The following is a 17,656-nucleotide window of genomic DNA, read 5'->3' as shown; positions in this document are numbered from 1 at the left end:
TTCAACTGCTCACGCCACGTCGCTGACCGGACGGATACGTTGCGCCTTCACCGCTACCTCAGGCGAAGGGCTCGTTCTTGTGGCTTCGCTCTGCCCCCGCTGGGGGGCAATAACCGACCTGTTTATTTCTTCGCCTTGTACATGGACTGAGTTAACACAGGCCGACCAGCGCTTGGCGTGAAGTTCAAAATAGCCACTGCTTGAGAGTCTTGGTGGTTGTCGTTCGCGGTTCGCACGGACGAAGCAAGTTCACCTGATGAAGAAGAGGCGCCAACATCTGATGGTCCTGCAGATTCTTGACGTGCCTTGCCGTCGTCAAAATCGAAGTTGTCCTCGGCATAAGCCGCATCCTCGGCGCGATCCGCATCGCGATTGAGGGGCTTGACACTTAGGCATCCCTCCCACCCGTTGGCTCTTCGAACAAAAGCGCCAGACAAGTCGACTGTGCCAATGTGTGTGTCGGGGAGGCCATGAACAACCTCGAAGACCTGCTGCTCCCCGAATAGGGTCCACAAGACCTCAAATCCTTTGCGTCGAAGAAGATCAAGTTGGTCAGCACGAAAAAGCAGCGCCCCCGGACCAGTTTCTGTGATCGAGGGATCAAATGCCACAACCTCCCCATGGGAATTGCAGAAGTGGCCGTCCTTGGGACTGTGCTCCAAATTGAGCATCTCCACTAACTCTGGGCAGGGGAGATGGAGTGTGTAGGCTTCCTCAATGGAGCAGTCATGCGTCGTACTCTCTGCTAGATAATAGTCCCAGGTAGGCAACACAGGATGTGGTAAACCACGTGCGTCTCGCGGGTTGCTCCACCCAGGACGGCAGTGCCAAGGGATGTTGAAGCAGCGCCACGCTGGAGACCAAATTCGCTCTCGGAGCATCAGTTGTGGTGTCTCTTCGCGTGTCTCAGGCATCCAACGGCCAAAGAAATCTTGCTGCTTGGCCCATGCGAATACAGTTTCAGCATGCTCTGCACGCACTAGGTAAGCTCTGATCCAATAGTAGATCGTACGTTGCGGTAAAGGAACGTCACCGACGAGGCTGGGTAACGCTTCTCTCCACTCCCGATGTGCGTCCATCGCCAGGAAAGTTGGACTTGCAGGTGAACGACGAACCTCCAACAATTTTCGAGGATCTGGCAGAGACTGAGCATCCGCGAGCCATCGTTGATCATCCGGTTCTAAGTTCCGCCCAATATCGTAGGCGCTTGGGGACCACCAAGTTGTTGTGCGGTCTCCTTGATCGGATTGTGTGCGTGACAAGAGGCAAGTCGGGTCAATGTCTCGCCGATGAACTTGCCACGGTCCGTCATAGACAACCCGCGCACCGTCGGGATCGTTCAACCCACCCCGGTAGACAAAGTTGTCGGAGACGACAGCTAACAGTCTATGGAGGGCAAGCCATTGATACTTCTTCCCAATGCGCTCTGCTTTGTGCGCTGTCCGGCCATCATGCGTATATTGAGTGAAGGATTGATCGAGCGCCCCTAAGAACGCTTCGTCCCAACCGAGCTCCAATACATTCTGAAGAAGTTGCCGTTGCACGAGTTCAAGAGGAAACGCCCACTTCCGTTGAAAGCGGCCAGCCAATGCCTCCAAGACTTCTGTGTTGAAGGTTTGTTGCTGGGAAACGCTTAGGAGGCGCTCTAATTCCTGGCGTGCTTTTTGTTGTGCATTTTCAATTTCGGCCCACAGGGCGTCAATTTCTTCGTCCGACGATGCTTTTGCCGATTCATCAGTATTCGCGGATGGTTCAGCCTCTGGTTCACCCTGTACTTCAAAATCAGCGCGAAGTTTAAGCGCGAACCTGAGTAAATCGCGCGATGGAAAATGGCTAAATGGAAAATGGCCAACCAGTTTCCGGAAATTTGCCCACGCCTTGAGTTGCTCGGGACTCAACGCAGTTTCAAAGGTTGAAATCACTTCTTTGTCCGCAGGCGGTGCCGGTTGCGTTCGGCTGAGCTTCCACCAAGGAAAATTCCAAGTGTTCGAACCCACTATGTATCGATCAAAATCTCCACCCTCGACCATTGAACTCACGAGTTGCGAGTAGTCCGAGCCGAAGCGTTGCTTCAACTCCTCCAGTGATGCGGAAGGGTCTTCCCATTTGCTGTTGTAAGGAGGCCGAACTCGGGTCATGTCGACCTTTGCAGTAGGCGCCCCCAAGTGCATCGCATGCTCAAGAATATTGCGTGCATAATCTCGTGCAAGCAGGTGCACTGGCGGAGGGCCTGGCTCAAACCAGCGCTCGTATATTGCACTAGCCACGCGACCAATACCGCTTAGATCTTTCGAACGTACGATCGCCCCATATGCTACAGCCAGCACCCTCTCAGTCGCATAGAGATCATTGATCCCCGACAGGTCAGCAAGCCAAGTCTCAAGAGTCGCCAATCGGTCGCTGAACAATTGCACCAATGCCTTGGTGGATCGGTCGCGCAGCGAACGCTGTGAAGTTGTCAGAAACCAGCCAAGAGCCAAACCCAACAGATAAAGGACTTCGTCATCAAGGTCGTTGAAGTTGGACCGCGTCTGGACCCAGCGAATGAGTCCATCTGTAATTGCATCCTCGCTATGGTGGGTCAAAAGCGCGGTAGACCACACGGCATCGCGATCGGGCATGCTCATGGGCGTCAGCCAACTATGCAGAAGGCGTGCGTTTAGCGGATGGCCCGGTTCGGCGGCAATGAGCAGTAAGGTTTTCAGTACATCCCAACGCTCAAGCGGTTCTGAGTCAACGAGTGACTTGAGCACCAAATTGATCAGCGATGACGTAATGCTCTTGCCTGGCCTCCAAGGTAAGGCATTCAGGGTCTCTTCAGCAGCCACAATGCGAAACTCATGTGGTGCAATATCAATTAGCTCCACCCCATGCTCTGTAGGCAATATGACCGATAGAGCCTGCAAGAGGCCTGGCTCATATTCCCAAGAACGCACCAACCAGTCGCGAGAGGCCAACGAAGAAATTGAGCCTCCTTGATCTAGATGCTGGCGAATCAGCGCACGCGCCACTAAGTGATCGCGAATACGTTCGTACTGAAAGCGGACAAGCGGCCGATCGCTTTCCGTTTCAATGGTTTCCACCACGATCCCCTCATCAATGAGAGCTTTGAGGAGAGAGTCGTTGTAACTCACCGCAGGGTGGATGGCAGTTAGGATTATTTTGGCGCGGGCATGAGGGATAGCCCATTCACCTGTCTTCGCTAACTCGGAGGCCAATGCTTCTACGCTATTGCGGACGACGTGGTCGTAAGGGTCTGTGTTTAGCCGGTCATCGACGTGCTTTGCCTTGGCAGACAGCCAGGCATCTAGGACATCAATGAAGCCATGCACGACTGGTGCCTCTCCGGCTAGGGTGCGCGCACGCATCGCTTCGCAGTAGAGGAGAAGGAACAAGGGGTTGCTGTACTCTGGAAGCAGTAGCGGCGTGCGTGGCGGGGGCAACTGGAATGCTGCAAAGAAGCGTGTTACAGCATCGGTTTCTCGCCCAGCGAATCCTCGGTGGTTCACCAAGTGCGGCCCTACACGCAGCGCTTCTGGTAGGACTGCTTCCTCGAAGAACGTTCGGACGCTAATTGCTAGGGATACATTGGGGTATCGACGCACAGTGGCGCGCATACCAGCCAAGTTCTGGCGCCACATTCGATGCACATCCCGCCCATGCTCATTCAAGGCATCAATAACCAAGAGAGCTCGGTGACCACTTGCCTGGGCAGTTGCATCCAAGATGCTGAGCAGTTCGTCTGCCCCAGCGCAGTCTAGTCCTAGGTGATTGATTATCTGTTGCCAAGGATTCCCCGGGACGAAATATTGCCCAAGCAGTAGCAAGGCGGGCGCCCCGAGTTCTAAGTGAGCGGAGGTTAAGTGAGTCAGCAAGTGGCTCTTGCCTATACCTGCCTCGCCCGTGAGCACCAAGAATGGATCCACAGCAAAATACAGTGGGCCGTCGACTTGCTTTTTTAGGTCATCAAGAGATTTTGCAACGCGGTCCAGCCCTCGTATGTCCTGTACGAGATCATCGCGCTCTTGCTCATCCCCCCTCCCTGTGTTGCGGAGTTTTTCCAAGACATCCGAGCGCAGAGTTGCAATGGCACGAAGGCCTGCCTCGACAGCGCTTTTAGGCTTGTCAAGGTTAAGATTGCTTAATCCCTCAAGGGTGAGGACTTGAGCAGTTTGTACTGCCGTGCGCAATGCAGATTCTGCTTCGCTAAATGCTTTGGGTTGCCGCGTAGCAATCCGATGGTTGCTGCGCTGCCAAGCTTGAGTGAGCGCTGCAATCCCCGCTTTGAATCGCTCCGACGCATGAGAGTTTCGCGCGAGCGCATCAAACGCGTGTTGCACGTTAACATCGACATGAAGCTCAGGTTTGTAGCGTTGGTCGAGATCAGCCTTTACTTCGGCAAAGCGATGACGAAACCACTCTGGCTGCAGCAGCTCCGTTCGAACCCGGGTCTCGAGCGGATTCGGGGCGCGCAGTACGGCTGTTGCTGGAATCGATGGCGTCAGCGCATGCACATCAGGGGCGTGCTCACTCTGGCCGTTAAGTTGGTCCGCTGTGACGCCGCATTGTTGGGCAAGATTCTTTACCACTGCGACTGGAGCTGCCCATGCGGTATCTGCACCCTCAGTTACGTCTGTCAACACTCCGACCACTCGTTCGTCAACGCACACAGGACTTCCAGAAACACCCTCCCAAACAACCTGTGTGCGCTGATCAATAGTCAGCTGAAGCCGTTCACTTGCATCAACGCTTGCATTTGTCACCAGCCCACTGAGCGCGAATGGTTCTCCATGGTGAATGCCCGGATACTCAATGCCACCCGGATACCCGATGCCATGCCAGCGTGCATGGCGCTCAGGCTCCTTTGGCGCCAGTGCTACCACCGACTCCGGAACTGCTTGGCTTAAGCGTAGGAGTGCTACATCCGAATGTGAGTCGAACACCAAGGGCTTAAGCGCAACCTCGCGCGATTCGATGCGGAGATGGTAGGTGACGTCTTCATAGGGCCCACGATGAAACCAGTCACAGCCTTCAACGCCAACGACGTGAAAGGCGGTGACTACGATATCCGGTCGCACCAGCCAGCCCGTGCCCTGTTTCAGCTTTTCCCGCGCCCCTTGAGCGCGGACTATGAGTAGGTAACTTTTCAAGGTGCAACCTGTTCCAACGTCGCGTGTGTCACCCGACCATCGGTCTCGACGCGCAGGTTAGCGTACGTGCGAGGCGAAGCACGAAGCCGATCCGCGTGGAGGTCACGCAAGAACATCTCGAGCGCCCCCTCGTCCTCGATCGCTCGAGCCGGCACGCGCACAACGTCTGCCCATGTGCCTGTATTGATGTAGCTCGCGCGCCCGGCGTCACCGATCTGTCGCGCCAAGTGGGTGTGGCCCATCACTACGGTCTCGATTTCCCCTTTGCTGTCGTCGATGAGCCGCTTTGCGGCCGCTCCGTACTGCTCGGTGGGTCCATCCGAGCGATCAGAGCGGTCGTCGAGGAGCAGACGGCGCATGACCAGCTGGATCTGCCGCAGTCGTTGGGGCGGTACTGGCATTCCGCGCTCGAGAAGCGTCGCGAGACTGTCCTCTCGCGCGGACCACGCGATCGACAGCACGTCACCGAATCCCACCTGTGTAGGCGGCTGACGGAGCTGCTGGTAGGTCGTGCCGAACGCCTCCATCAACTCTTTGTCGGGTTCATTAGGCAGCGTGCTCGCGACATGGCGTGTCTTGCCAGGTTGGATGCCTTCGCGGTTCTCCGCCTGGAGCTGCCTGCCGCGGAGGATGCGCGCGAGCTTGTCGATGCTCCACATCAGCGCGGGCTCGAACGCTACAAGCAGCAGGGCGACCAGTTCACCTTGGGGTTGGAGAAGATCGATGAAGGGGTACCGTGGCTTAATGGAATTGATGACCTTCTCGACGATGAGACTCCCAGCGGAGACCGTCAGCGCAACGGGAGACGCTTCGCCGCGCGAGAGTGCCGAAGCGATGACACGGAGGCTGGCCCAGTCATTTACATTGGCGCCGTCGTAGCGGTTGCCGTGCTCGATAAGTGCACGACCGATGCGGTAGGCACGCCCGTCATCAATAAACAGCACTTGATGGCGCGAGGCGCCCAGTTGAGCTAGCAGCGCATCTTGGACTTGCGGCAGTGCCAGTTCTACATCGTGATTACCGACGAGGATGGTAACGCGATGGCCAGTGTCGACAAGGTGGGCAAGCGCCGCGAAGACTGGAGCGAAAACAGAACTGCCAGTCATTGTGCGCACGAGTTTGTCTCTCGCCGTGTATGGATCGGGTGTCCAACTTGCTTGCTCGGGAATAGCCAGGAAATCAACAAAGTCGCCAGCAACTACTACCTCAAGTGTCTCGTCATTGAGGAGCGAGGCGGGCAAACCTCCGAGGAAGGTGGCAAGCCGATCGGGTCGAGACATCATGTACGGAGGAGAGCCACCAAGATGAAGGTCTGAGATGATGATAGCTCGCGTCGCACACTTCCTCGTAACAGGCATTGGAGTCTCCTCGGCTCGCAGGTATATACCAGCCGAAACAGCCGTCAGAGGGTTTCGGGTAGTTGGCAAAGTCCCACTCCACGTACTAGAGCAGGCTACGCCCCACCTAGCGCCTCCACCCACAGCGTGGCGAGGTTATCCCTCACTGCATCGGTCAACACCGTCCTTTCCGGCTTCTTCTGCCGGTACGTCCAACCCGCGCTCTTCCACCTGACTCTCCTCAGCCACACCTAGCCAGAGCACACGCTACCGTTAGCACCTCCCAAGAGTTTCTCGTGAGCCCTAGGAAGCCGGGGAACTCTGGGCGCTCGCGTCCGTGAGCGGATCTACCCTGGTGGGTCGCATGTGCCCCGTATGTGACCCTCCGGCGCGGAATCAGGCGGAACCAGGTGGGACAGGGTGGGACGGGGCGGGATGGCGAACCCGAGTAAAATCAAGGGGATGATGGGTAACGGCGCGTCCTGCTTGGGGTTTTCCATCCTCCCGTGTCGGGTTCGAATCCTGCCCTGGGCACTCCAAAGAAACCTCCAAGTCGCTGAGACTTGGGGACTTTCCTATTCTCGGGAGGGCTGGGTGCTCGTCGGGCGGATACGCTTCTTCGGCTCCGGGCTTGCCGCTGCCATTGGCGGCGGGCTCGTCTCTTCCGGCTTCGGCTCTACCCCCGCTGGACGGAGGCGCCCTCCGGCGTATCCGTCCGGTGGACGCTGTGCCGGACCGCTTGAAGACGGACGAGTACAGTGCTCGACGGTGGTCTCGAGCTCAGGCGTGAGCGGGCAGGCGTGATGGACCTCAGCGGCGGTGTTCAGGAGGAGTCGGCGGCGCGACGGTGTTTCCACTCGTGGGGCAGCAGTTCGTCGATACGTGAGTAGGGGTGAGTCTGCACGCGCCGCAGCACGTCGGCCAAGTACTGCTCGGGGTTGACGCCGTTGGCCTCGCAGGTGGTCACCAGGGCGTAGAGGCCGGCCCGTGGACGCGGCGGCGCAGGTTGCGGGCCGAGCGCGGGCGCCCGGCACTTGAGCAACGCCAGGAGGGCGCGCTCTCACCCGTGGAGCCTATGTTACTTCGCGAAGTGGACGGCCCTCCTCCAGGAAGAGGAGAAGGGCCATCCTGATCAAGCTGAGGCCACCGGCTTACCGGTGTCCTCGGAGGGCTTCTCGGGGGAAGCCGTGCGGGCAGCCTCTGCGACCGTGAGCTTCTGCTGCAACTTGGCAGCCTCCGCGGCGGCGAGCTCGGCCTGCTTCTTCTGCTTCGTCACCTCCGCCTCCGCCTGCTCCGCACGCTTGCGCATCGCCTGCTCACGTTCGCGTGCCGCCTCTGCCTGCTGACGAGCGGCTTCCGCCTGACGCTGCGCCTGCTGCGCCTGACGGGCCTCCGCCGCAGCCTGGTTCTCGGCCTGCAACCGCTGCTGGTTCTGCCGCTGCACCTCGGCCTGGAGCCGCTCCCGAGCCTCCTTCTGTTTCGTCCAGGCCAGGTAGACGCCGCCCCCAAAGGCCGCGAGCCCCACACCGAACACCCACTTCAACATTGTTCCCAGCTTCACGTTCACCGCTTGCCTCTCCATCGAGGTACGGCGCGAGGGGCCATGGCCCTTCTGCCGCATTTGCCTCGGAGCAGATCGTCTCATTGCTGAATCCCCAATCCACTCACACGTCCCGAGGCACCCGACCTTGACGAAGAAGCCCCAAGGGCTTAGCTGTTGCCCAGAGCATTCGCAGGTAGTGAGTCTGCCCCAGTTCCGTGGACACCCGAGATGTGATGAAGGGGTTCAGGGATGTCCACGGATACGAAGCAGAGAAGGAAGCGCCGCAGCTTCACCTCCGAGTTCAAGGCGGAGGCTGTCCGGCTGGTGCTGGAGGAGGGCAAGACAGTGGGCCAGGTGGCACGAGACCTGGACCTCACCGAGACGGCTCTACGCACCTGGGTGGAGCGGGCCCGGACGGACCGGGGCCAGGGCAAGCCCGGAGCACTGACGACAGCCGAGCGCGAGGAACTGGCGAGGCTGAGCAAGGAGAACCGCCAGCTGCAGATGGAGCGCGACTTCCTAAAAAAACTACACCGGCAAATATGGCCTGAGCTCCTCTTCGATGCCTCGGAGGTAGCTGTCCGGGTCTGCGCGGAAGCGCCGGCCCATGACGCGAGGGACGCGCCGCTGTTCCAACTGAGCGCGCAGCGTCCGCCAGGCGTCGAGGTCTCCCGGTGCCAGGTGGGTGCCGTCGAGCGCTGGGAGCAGTTGGGCTGCAGCGATGGCGGGCAGCCGGACCCCACCGCGCACGACGAGGCCGGCGCTCCCGCGCACCCGGCCCGAGGCTCGCCGCTCGTGGTAGCGACAAGTGCCGAAGAGGTGTTCCAGGTCATTGTCGGTGCGCGGCAGCTCCGGCACGTCGTAGCAGTGGAAGAGGCCCTTCCAGTAGCGACGCGTTTCGAGCAGGAAGTGGGCGAGTGCCTGACGCAGGACGCCCTGATGACGTCGGCGTGTCCAGAGCACCATGGCGGCCAGCAGCGCGGCGAGCCGGCGTCGCACTCCTGCGGCGTCCAGGCCAGGCTCGTTCTTGAGGATGGCTGCAGTGCGTTCCACCCACCGGTAGGCCCGCGCAAGGGCGGGCCAACTCGCGGCAGTGGCCCTGAGTGCGTTGCGCAGCACCGCGTGCAGGCGGCTCAATTCTGGTGGGCAGGCCCCCCTTTTGACACCCGCTCCAGGCTCTTCTCAATGGCGCCCAGACGTCGGCGCAGTAGCAGTCCGGAAGGTTTGAGGGGTGGGCGGTGGTCGTCGGTGAGGGCGCTGCGGACGGCCGCCGCATAGGCTTGCGTGGCGCGAGCGCCCGCATCCTGACGGCCTTCCACGGTCCGTTCGACCTTCCTCACCTCGCGCACCCGCTTCTTCAATTCCTTCTTCGCGTGCCGGTCCGCCTCGTAGAGGGGACGCGCCGCTTCACGCAGGTAGTGGAAGTGGCAGAGTTGGTGCGGCACCTGTGGCAATGCGTGGGCCAAGGCGTTTCGGATGCTCCGCTGCCCATCGGACACCACGCCGACGATGGGCACCCGCCCCAGCGTGCGCTTCACTTCTTCGAGGAGCGGTACCAGTTCCTGCTCGCCTCCGGACAGCAGGGGCCGCGCCAGCAGCACCTGCCCCGACAGGCACTCGCGCACCACCCAGAGCACCTCGTGCCCCACGTCCGGAGCAAGCCCATCAATGGCAAGCACTGCCCGCCCCTGGCGTTTGAGCGCCGCTTGCAGCCGCCCGGAGTCGAGCAACGTGAGGCTGATGAGCTCGTCGTAGCGGTCGAGCAGGTTGGTGCAGGTGCGCGCGGAGACGGCGACGCCCTTGTGTCGTAACAGGGCGTGGATTTCCGGCACGCTGCGGTGCTCCCGGTAGCGCTGCGCCCCGATGAAGGCCAGCACGTCCAGGCCGAACTCGTGCTCGGGCAGCACCCAGCGCCCCTCCCCCTCGGCCCGCAACGACACGCCCTCCAGCAGGCACCCCTCTCGGTGGCACACCCGCACCTGCACCGACAATCCCACGCAGCCGGTGAGCGTCGTCACGCAGCGGCGGGAGCGCCAGTCCGCACGCGTCCGCGCGCCGCACGCCTCGCAGCGCCGCCGCTCGCTGTCGACCCTCACCTCACGGGTGGCAACAGGGCGAGCAGTCGTTCGAGCCATGGTGGTATCCCCCTTCAGAAGGACAACACCTGGGGCTCAGGCCATATTTGCCGGTGTAGAAAAAAAGCAGCAGCCTTCTTCGCGAAGGAGGGCTCGAAGTGAAGTTCGAGTTCATCGAAGCGCAGAAGGCCCACTTCCCCGTCGAGCTGATGTGTCGGCAGTTGGACGTGGCCCGCTCGGGCTACTACGCATGGCAGAGCCGACCAGAGTCCGCGCGGAAGACGGCAGACCGAGCTCTGGCCGTGGAGGTGGCGGCCGTGCACCAGAAGAGTCGCGGCACTTACGGCAGCCCGCGAGTGCACGCGGAACTGCGCGCCGGAGGCCGGCGCGTCAGCCGCAAGCGCGTCGCGCGCCTCATGGGCCAGCAGGGCTTGGCGGCGCGCAAGAAGCGTCGCTTCGTGCGAACCACAGACTCACGTCACAGCCAGCCGGTTGCGCCCAACGTGCTCGCGCGAAAATTCTCCCCCGACCAGCCCAACTGCACCTGGGTGACAGACATCACCTACGTCTGGACGAGGCAAGGCTGGCTCTACCTGGCCGTGGTGCTCGACCTCTTCTCGCGGCGGGTCGTCGGCTGGGCCATGAGCGAGTTCATCGACCGCCACCTGGTATTGGGCGCGCTCGACATGGCGCTCAAAGGCCGCCAGCCTCCGCGAGGGCTGCTGCACCACTCGGACAGGGGCAGCCAGTACGCTAGCGAGGACTACCAGCGAGCCCTGGCTTTGCGTGGCATCGAGTGCAGCATGAGCCGCAAGGGGAACTGCTGGGACAACGCCGTGGCCGAGAGCTTCTTCAGCACCTTGAAGATGGAACTGGTCCACGACGCGGACTTCGCGACGCGCGAGCAGGCCCGCTCCGCGCTCTTCGAGTACATTGAGGTCTTCTACAACCGGCAGCGCCGCCACTCCTCGCTGGGCTACGTGAGCCCGGTGGAGTATGAGCGGGACGACTTGCTGGTGGCGCAGGCAGCATAACCACGCTGTCCACGAAGCCGGGGCAAGCTCACGAGAGCAAGCCTAGCGAGGACGATCCACTGCGCTCCCTCGATGCCTATCGAGCGCAGTCCCGGAGAGGGCTCGCCCAGGCCTTGGCTGAATGGGGGCCGAGCTGGGCTACGTTGGCCGCTGATGTCGACCCAGGAGGAAACGTTCTGAGGACCCATGAAATAGGGAAGGGCGAACACCGTCTCTGAGACGGTGGTGCGCAACGGCCCGCTTGCATGCGCAAGTAGGCACAATCATGAGGCACGCTCCTTTTTCGGCTCCGCTCACCCTGCTGCCTCAGGCACAGGGCTCGCCTCCTCTGCACCTGCTGGGGACACAAGCCGAGCCCTGCGGGATGCTCCGTATAGGGCGGCAAGGTTGGTCAGGAGATTGGTTACCTGGAGATCGGACGGAGGGAGCGCACGCCAGTCAGGTACTCGGCCACCAGTTCGTTCCTGGGATAGGTCGTGGCGAGCAGATCCTTCCACCCAGCGATGGAGCAGGAGCCTAGCCAGAAGAGCTTGATATGGGCCTGTGCCTTGATCTTGTCCTTCATCGGGCTCGCGAGACGCTGCTCATACGTGTCTACGTCATAGACGAGGTGGCTTGCATCGACGTGCTCGAACCTGCCCGTTCCGATGATCGAGTCGCAATGGAAGATCCGCGTCGAGACGAACCCCAAATCGATGTCTCTCTCCGAGAGCGGGAGGAGTTCCTCGAACAGGAAAGAGACTCGATCGTCGCGCTCGGTGCGCAAGACCTCCAAGCGGTCGAGTGGATTGAGCCGGTCCCATGCGGACTCAACTTCATTCACAGGCGCCTCCCGGCGCAGGACTGTGGGGAGGTGCTTCGACCAGAGCCGCTTGAGGACGAGCTCATCCTTGAATGACAGCCCGAATTCAATCGCCTCTTCCAGACGCTGCTGATACTCGGCCTGCGGAACCGGAGGCGTTCCTGCGGGCCTCCAGCGCAGCTCTACGCCTGGTTGCGCAGCGAACGAGGTCAGCTTCCGTCGAAGCAGGAAAGGCGTGAACGGGCTGAATGAGAACGCGTGGCCCCGGTATTCGAAGGCGTCAGGCAAGGGCTTGAACGTCGCCGCGGGCAGGAGATCATCGCTATCGAGCTGCCCACGCAGCTCTGGGAAGGCGTCGAAAGGCGGAGCGTCCACCATCCGTTGCGCGATTGCGCGAGTCAGGCTCAGGCGCTCCATCGTCACGTCGAGCAGATGCGCGAGCTTCGCCCTGGCCAAGGCTGTGTCTTCTGGTTCCCCTGGCCGTTCGACGATGGAAACGAATCCCGAGAACTTAGTTCGATCAGCGGCGGACAGCGAGGACGCAACCTCTTCTAGAGCCGAGGCGAGGAGCGCATCTATCGCTAGATCTATGCGCCTGCCTACAGCTTCCCAGTTCCACCCTTCGTCGATGGCTCGAGCTGCGAGTTCTTCGATTTTCGTCGACTCAGCCACGCAAGGTCCTTCCCCTCTGCCACCGAGCCTACACGATCACCTGCTGTTCGACCCCAGCGAGGACGACGTTGTTCCCGGGCGTGTTCGCCGAGATTACGCCGTAGCGGAGGCGGATGACGAGGAGGTTCTCGCCATCGAGGCGTTCGTGGGTGAGCCGCACTGAGGTGACCTTGGATCCGCGGCTCCCAGCGCTTTAGGGCCTCGACCACGTGGACCCGTACCCGTTCCTTGGAGCACGGCGTCGTCCTTCGGGTGCCGCAGTAGGTAGATGAGCGAGCCGAACGGCGTGCAGCAGGCAACTCGCCCTCTGTGTGTTCGCTGGCGGCCATGATCCCGAGGAACTGGCCGACGGCGCTGCGCACGAGGGACTCCCCGCCATCTGCGGCGCGAAGGCTGGGAGCACATCGACGAGCCCGAAGACCATCAGCAGGATGGAGAGTTGCAGGACGAGCTTCAGGAGCTTCGACGCAAGGTGTGGTGGAGTGGGATACCCACGGCAGATTCTTCCCCCACTTTTCCCCCACTCGGGACGTGCCAGAAGCGGCCAGCGCAGGCCATTTTCAGAGGGAAGAGCCCCAGGCAGCTTGTGCCCAGCCCCGATTCGTAATCAGGGGCACTGGCACGGCAGGGGGAACTGACCGAAGGGGAAGTTCCTCATAGAGGGCGAAGCTCACCACCATGAGAATCGAGCATCAACCAAAGCTACCCGCCCAGTACTGATGCGAGTGCTGCTGCCTCGCGTTCCGTGTCGCTGTGATGAATCAATTCTGTGAAAGTAGGGGGCTGCGGCACTGATAGCCCCAGGTGGGGTGCCATGGTGACGACCGTGCGCTGCCATGGCGTATGCTGCTTGGTGGACGCGGGCACGCGCTTCACCAGGGAGAGTTTTGATGCCGTGATGGTTCCGAACACGAGCAGTAACTCGTCGTCCACGCGCGAGCTGTCGCGGGCGCACTCGAATGCAGCGGGCGCTGCGAGGTAGTGCGGGGTCGAAGGGGGCAGACTGCGTGGATCTAGCCAAACGGTATCGTCGGCGCAGATGTACAGGAACTCCGGCCCACCGCTGAGCCTATGGGCCGTGCGCACTGGTGCTAGTGGGAAGATGCCGACAAAACCCTGCTCTTTCGAGTACAGCCGGTCTTCGCTGGACAGCGCGTAGCACCGTGCGACACGCGGTGAGCAGGAGAACGAAACGGCGTGCTTTTGCGGTTGCTTGAGTAGGGGAGCGAGAACGTGCTCGTAGACGAGCTGGATGCTGTGCAGCGATAGAGCCCGGCGCTCCCAGTCGGCAACCGAAGCGAAGAGAGGCTCGAGTGGTGACCATGGCGCTCGTTGGTCGCTCATTCCTCGGTACGCGCGCTTCGCGTGTACGAAGTCAGTGATGCGGGGCTCTACTGGGTGCATCGTCATCATGGGAGCTCCTTCATGCGCCTAGGTGAGATGGTGTCATGGGTACACTAAGATGGCAAGTGCGCAGACCGACGTGCAGGCATCGCGCACTGACGCCATCAGTGTTCTTGCCGCTTCGACATTGAGGTGGATTGAGGCGACGTCACGATCGAACGCTGCTGTGGGACGCCATAGGGACGTAAAAGGGACGTAACCGACTGAACGCCTGCGCACCCGCCCGAACGATTCAGTCCTTACCGAGGACCGGCCGCAACCGCCTGATTTCAGAGGGAAAGGGTGGCGGTAGGGCATGAGAATCGAACTCACCAGGGACCGCTCTCACGGCCCCTCACCGGTTTTGAAGACCGGGCCGGCCACCAGGTCCGGAGGCCCTACCGTCTCCGATTAGTGCCGGCCACCCCCGCACCCGTCAACGCGTCCGTGCGCCCCGCGCCGGCTTCAGCCCCGGCAGTCCGTGCACAATCGTCTCCAACAGCGTGTCCCGCAGCATCTCCGCCGTCGTCTCCTTGAACGCGGCGCACGTCAGCTTGAGGCTCACAATCCCGTGCAGCCCCGCCCACAGCATCTCCGCGAGCCTCGCGGGCTGGGCCTCCGGGGCCAGTCTCCCAGCGGCCTGCAGGTCCACGAACACACTCGCCAACAAGCCAAATGAGCGCGGCCCCGCTCCGTCCGGCGTGCCCTGGAACAGTTCCGCCGACAGCCTGGGGTCTTCCATGAAGATGAGCCGGTAGGTCTCCGGATGCTCCAATCCGAACGCCACATAGGCCGCGGCCATCACCTTCAGCCTCGCCAACGGCTCGGGCTCCGCCGCCGCGGGCTCCAACCTGGCCAGGAACTCCTCGAACCCCCGGATGCACAGCTCCCGGGCAATCGCCTCCCGGTTCTCGAAGTGCAGGTACAGCGTCGCCGGCGCGTACTCCACCGCGTCCGCCAGCTTGCGCATCGACAGCGCCGCGAACCCCTCCTTCACCACCATCTCTCGCGCCATCCGCAGGATGTGCTCCCGCAACTCCGCCCGCTGGCGCTCCTTCCGCTCCGAAATCCCCATACCCACCACCCTAGGACTTGACCTCCCGAACGACCACCATTAAATGAACGGCGTTCAGTGAACGGTGTTCACAAAATCTTCGCTGTTCGCACAAAGGGGTCCGACATGGCAGGCAAGGTGGCGTTGTTCGGAGCGTCCGGAGTCATCGGTCAGAGCGTGGCCAACGCGTTGAAGGCCGCCGGACGGCCCTACCGGGTGGTCGGCCGCTCCAGGGGCTCACTCGAAGCTGAGTTCGGTGCGGACCCGCTCGCCGAGGTCGTCACGTGGAACCCGGATGACCCGGTCTCCGTCAGGGACGCCGCCCGGGGCGTGGACACCCTCATCTACATGGTGGGCGTCAATTACTGGCAGTTCCACCTGCATCCGCAGGTCATGCGAAAGACGCTCGACGGCGCCATCGCCGAGGGCGTCAAGCACGTGGTCCTCATCGGCACCGTCTATCCCTACGGCCTGCCTCGCACCGCGCCCGTGCGCGACGACCACCCGCGCGAGCCCAACTCCTTCAAGGGCCGCATGCGCAAGGAACAGGAGGACCTCCTCCTCGCCGAGCACGCCGCCGGCTGCATCCAGGCCACCATCCTCCGCCTGCCCGACTTCTACGGCCCCCACGTCGAGCGTAGCTTCCTCCACCGCGCCTTCGTCGCCGCCCTCGCCGGCAAGCGCGCCCAGCTCATCGGCCCCATCGACCGGCCCCACGAGTTCATCTTCGTCCCCGACGTGGGCCCCATCGTCCTCAAACTCATGGACGAGCCCCGCGCCTACGGCCGCTCCTGGAACCTCGCCGGCGCCGGCGCCACCACCCAGCGACAGATGATCGAAGAGACGTACCGACAGCTCGGCCGCCCCGCCAAGGTCCTCACGATGGGGAAGGGGATGCTGCGCTTCATCGGCCTGTTCGACCCGTTCATGCGCGAGCTGGTGGAGATGCACTACCTGCTCACCACCCCCGTGCTCATGGACGACTCGGAGCTGCGCCACCTGCTCGGGGATGTCCCCAAGACGCCCTACGCAGAGGGCATCCGCCAGACGCTCGCCGCCATGAAGGCGCCGCGCACGGCCACCGTCAGTCCAGCCCCCGTTGCCACAGGTCGTCCTCGTCCAACCCCATGAGGTGACCGACCTCGTGCATCACCGTGATTCCAATCTGCTCGATGAGCTCCTCGCGCGTCTTCGCGAAGCGCTCCAGGTTCTTCTGGTAGAGCACGATGGACGCGGTGAGGTGGTCATACGCGCTCGTCACGCTGCGCTCGCCCACGGGCGTCCCACGGAACACGCCGAGGATGCTCGGTGACAGGGGAGGGTCCTGCCCCAACAGGTCCTCGTCCGACGGGATGTCCTCCACCGCGATGGTGACGTTGTCCAGGTACTGCTTGGCGTGCTGGGGCAGCGCCTTCACCGCGTCCTCCACCGCGCGGTCGAACTCCGCCTCGCCCAGCGCCACCGGGGGAGGGAACTCCTCGGGCACCAGCGCCTGCGCCCGCGCGAAGCGCCTCTTCGCCTCCTTCTCGTCCCCGCGCCGCTCCGCCATCAGCCCCAGGTAGTGGTGCGCCCACGGCTCGTCCGGCATGTCCTTGAGCACCGCCTCGAAGGCGCCGCGCGCGTCGTCGAAGCGGCACAGCTCGAACAGGGCGATGCCCCGCTCCAGCCTCGCGTCCACCGAGCGCGGCATGTGCCCGAGCGCCGCGTCCAGGCTCACCAGGGCCTGCTCGCACTCGCCCATCTGGTTGAGCCCCATGCCCTCCAGGAGCAGGAACTCGTAGAGCATCTCCACGTCCTGCTCGCGCTGCGCCAGGCGCTTGCCCCGCGCGCACAGCTCCAGGCCCTCCTCCACCGCCTCGCGGTCCTCACCCGCCCGGCACACCAGGCAGTCCGCGGCGCCCAGCAGGATTTCCAGGTCCTCGGGGGCGGCCTTCAGCGCTAGTCCGAAGGCGCGGCCGGCGTCCTCCAGGCGCCCCAGCTCCGTGAGGGCCGCGGCCCGGTAGTGCAGGGCCTCCGGCAGCTCCGGCGCGTCCGAAAGCAGACCCTCCACCTGTCCCAGGGCGCCCTCGAAATCGCCCGCCTCGAAGGCGTCCGCCACCGCCTCCAACCGCACCCTCGGGTCCCCCGACCCCGATGCCTTCCCGGTCCGCTTCTCCATGGCCCGGCTCATAAGAAGGCCCGCTGTGCGTTGTCAACGACAGGGGCGGCTGTTACGGTTCAGCGCCCTGTTGGTGCGGCATTCCGTCCTGTGAACATCCTTGTCGTCGACGACGATCTCGAGCTGTGCACCTTGCTCTCTCGCTTCCTGGAGATGCATGGGTACACCGTGTACTCGGCGTCCGACGCCCTCCAGGCGCTCGACATCATGGAGCGCAACGAGGTGGGCATGGTCATCACGGACTACATCATGCCCCACCTGGACGGCATCGCCTTCACGGAGATGCTCAAGGCCGACCCCCGGTTCCAGGCCATCCCGGTGCTCCTGATGACGGCCAGCACCGACGGCAACGTCACCGAGAAGGGGCTGCGCAAGGGCGTGGCCCTCACCCTCAACAAGCCCCTGGACATGGGTCAGCTCCTGACCCTGGTGCGCTTCGCCGAGTAGT

At 62.3% G+C, this 17,656-nt stretch carries 10 protein-coding genes, 1 tRNA gene and 3 pseudogenes; 4 read left to right on the top strand and 10 right to left on the bottom strand.

From position 1 onward, the window contains the following. Nucleotides 1–122: 122 nt before the first annotated feature. The 4 genes and pseudogenes from AC6JA9_RS26765 to AC6JA9_RS26750 form a co-directional block, all read right to left on the bottom strand. Nucleotides 123–5,150, bottom strand: coding sequence for a serine protease (locus AC6JA9_RS26765; protein WP_497958037.1), 5,028 nt, complete (start codon nucleotides 5,148–5,150; stop codon nucleotides 123–125). Then, nucleotides 5,147–6,433 carry a metallophosphoesterase family protein gene (locus AC6JA9_RS26760; protein WP_497958036.1) on the bottom strand — a complete coding sequence of 429 codons (1,287 nt, stop codon included), beginning with the start codon at nucleotides 6,431–6,433 and terminating at the stop codon, nucleotides 5,147–5,149. The genes AC6JA9_RS26765 and AC6JA9_RS26760 overlap by 4 nt, the downstream gene beginning before the upstream one ends. A gap of 877 nt (nucleotides 6,434–7,310) precedes the next feature. Then, a pseudogene (locus tag AC6JA9_RS26755) lies at nucleotides 7,311–7,472 on the bottom strand (transposase domain-containing protein); the annotation flags it as partial. Nucleotides 7,473–7,619: 147 nt separating this feature from the next. Further along, entirely contained in the window at nucleotides 7,620–8,054 is a 435-nt protein-coding gene (locus AC6JA9_RS26750; RefSeq protein WP_497958035.1) for a hypothetical protein, read from the bottom strand. Nucleotides 8,055–8,279: 225 nt separating this feature from the next. Here AC6JA9_RS26750 and AC6JA9_RS26745 point away from each other — a divergent pair. Beyond that, nucleotides 8,280–8,558: pseudogene (locus AC6JA9_RS26745) on the top strand (transposase); the annotation flags it as partial. Here the strand turns inward: AC6JA9_RS26745 and AC6JA9_RS26740 are convergent. Next, nucleotides 8,559–10,165, bottom strand: a protein-coding gene (locus tag AC6JA9_RS26740) for an ISNCY family transposase (protein ID WP_497958034.1) whose coding sequence is annotated in 2 segments (ribosomal slippage) — nucleotides 8,559–9,193 and nucleotides 9,193–10,165 — 1,608 coding nt in all. Because the reading frame shifts where the segments join, the coding sequence is not laid out codon by codon here. It abuts the pseudogene before it with no gap. A gap of 59 nt (nucleotides 10,166–10,224) precedes the next feature. Between AC6JA9_RS26740 and AC6JA9_RS26735 the strand changes: the two are divergent. Beyond that, nucleotides 10,225–11,139 (top strand): annotated as a pseudogene (locus AC6JA9_RS26735) (IS3 family transposase); the annotation flags it as partial. Between the two features lie 403 nt (nucleotides 11,140–11,542). On the opposite strand, the gene AC6JA9_RS26730 reads toward AC6JA9_RS26735, so the two are convergent. The 4 genes from AC6JA9_RS26730 to AC6JA9_RS26715 all read right to left on the bottom strand — a co-directional run bounded on the left by AC6JA9_RS26730 (nucleotide 11,543) and on the right by AC6JA9_RS26715 (nucleotide 15,071). Beyond that, nucleotides 11,543–12,613 (bottom strand): hypothetical protein, encoded by a 1,071-nt coding sequence (locus tag AC6JA9_RS26730; protein ID WP_497958033.1) that lies wholly within the window; start codon nucleotides 12,611–12,613, stop codon nucleotides 11,543–11,545. A gap of 702 nt (nucleotides 12,614–13,315) precedes the next feature. Next, complete coding sequence (locus tag AC6JA9_RS26725; protein ID WP_497958032.1) at nucleotides 13,316–14,026, bottom strand: hypothetical protein; 711 nt, start codon at nucleotides 14,024–14,026, stop codon at nucleotides 13,316–13,318. 274 nt (nucleotides 14,027–14,300) lie between these two features. Next, a tRNA-Sec gene (locus AC6JA9_RS26720) sits at nucleotides 14,301–14,399 on the bottom strand. Nucleotides 14,400–14,432: 33 nt separating this feature from the next. Then, nucleotides 14,433–15,071: a TetR/AcrR family transcriptional regulator gene (locus AC6JA9_RS26715; protein ID WP_497958031.1), complete on the bottom strand. Its 639-nt coding sequence runs from the start codon at nucleotides 15,069–15,071 to the stop codon at nucleotides 14,433–14,435. A 105-nt stretch (nucleotides 15,072–15,176) separates the two neighbouring features. On the opposite strand from AC6JA9_RS26715, the gene AC6JA9_RS26710 reads away from it, so the two are divergent. Beyond that, on the top strand, nucleotides 15,177–16,181 hold the full coding sequence (locus tag AC6JA9_RS26710) for an SDR family oxidoreductase (RefSeq protein WP_497958030.1): 1,005 nt from the start codon (nucleotides 15,177–15,179) through the stop codon (nucleotides 16,179–16,181). Here AC6JA9_RS26710 and AC6JA9_RS26705 read toward each other — a convergent pair. Continuing rightward, the gene (locus tag AC6JA9_RS26705) at nucleotides 16,135–17,208 is read right to left on the bottom strand and encodes a metallopeptidase family protein (protein WP_497958029.1); all 1,074 of its coding nucleotides are present in this window, start codon (nucleotides 17,206–17,208) and stop codon (nucleotides 16,135–16,137) included. The genes AC6JA9_RS26710 and AC6JA9_RS26705 overlap by 47 nt on opposite strands. Before the next feature lie 90 nt (nucleotides 17,209–17,298). Here AC6JA9_RS26705 and AC6JA9_RS26700 point away from each other — a divergent pair, with 90 nt between their 5' ends. Then, nucleotides 17,299–17,655, top strand: coding sequence for a response regulator (locus tag AC6JA9_RS26700; protein WP_074955215.1), 357 nt, complete (start codon nucleotides 17,299–17,301; stop codon nucleotides 17,653–17,655). The last annotated feature ends 1 nt before the right edge of the window (nucleotide 17,656 follow it).

This window comes from Myxococcus sp. MH1, assembly GCF_059738865.1.
The sequence above is the reverse complement of the archived record's forward strand: the minus strand, read 5'-3'. Positions and strand labels throughout refer to the sequence as shown.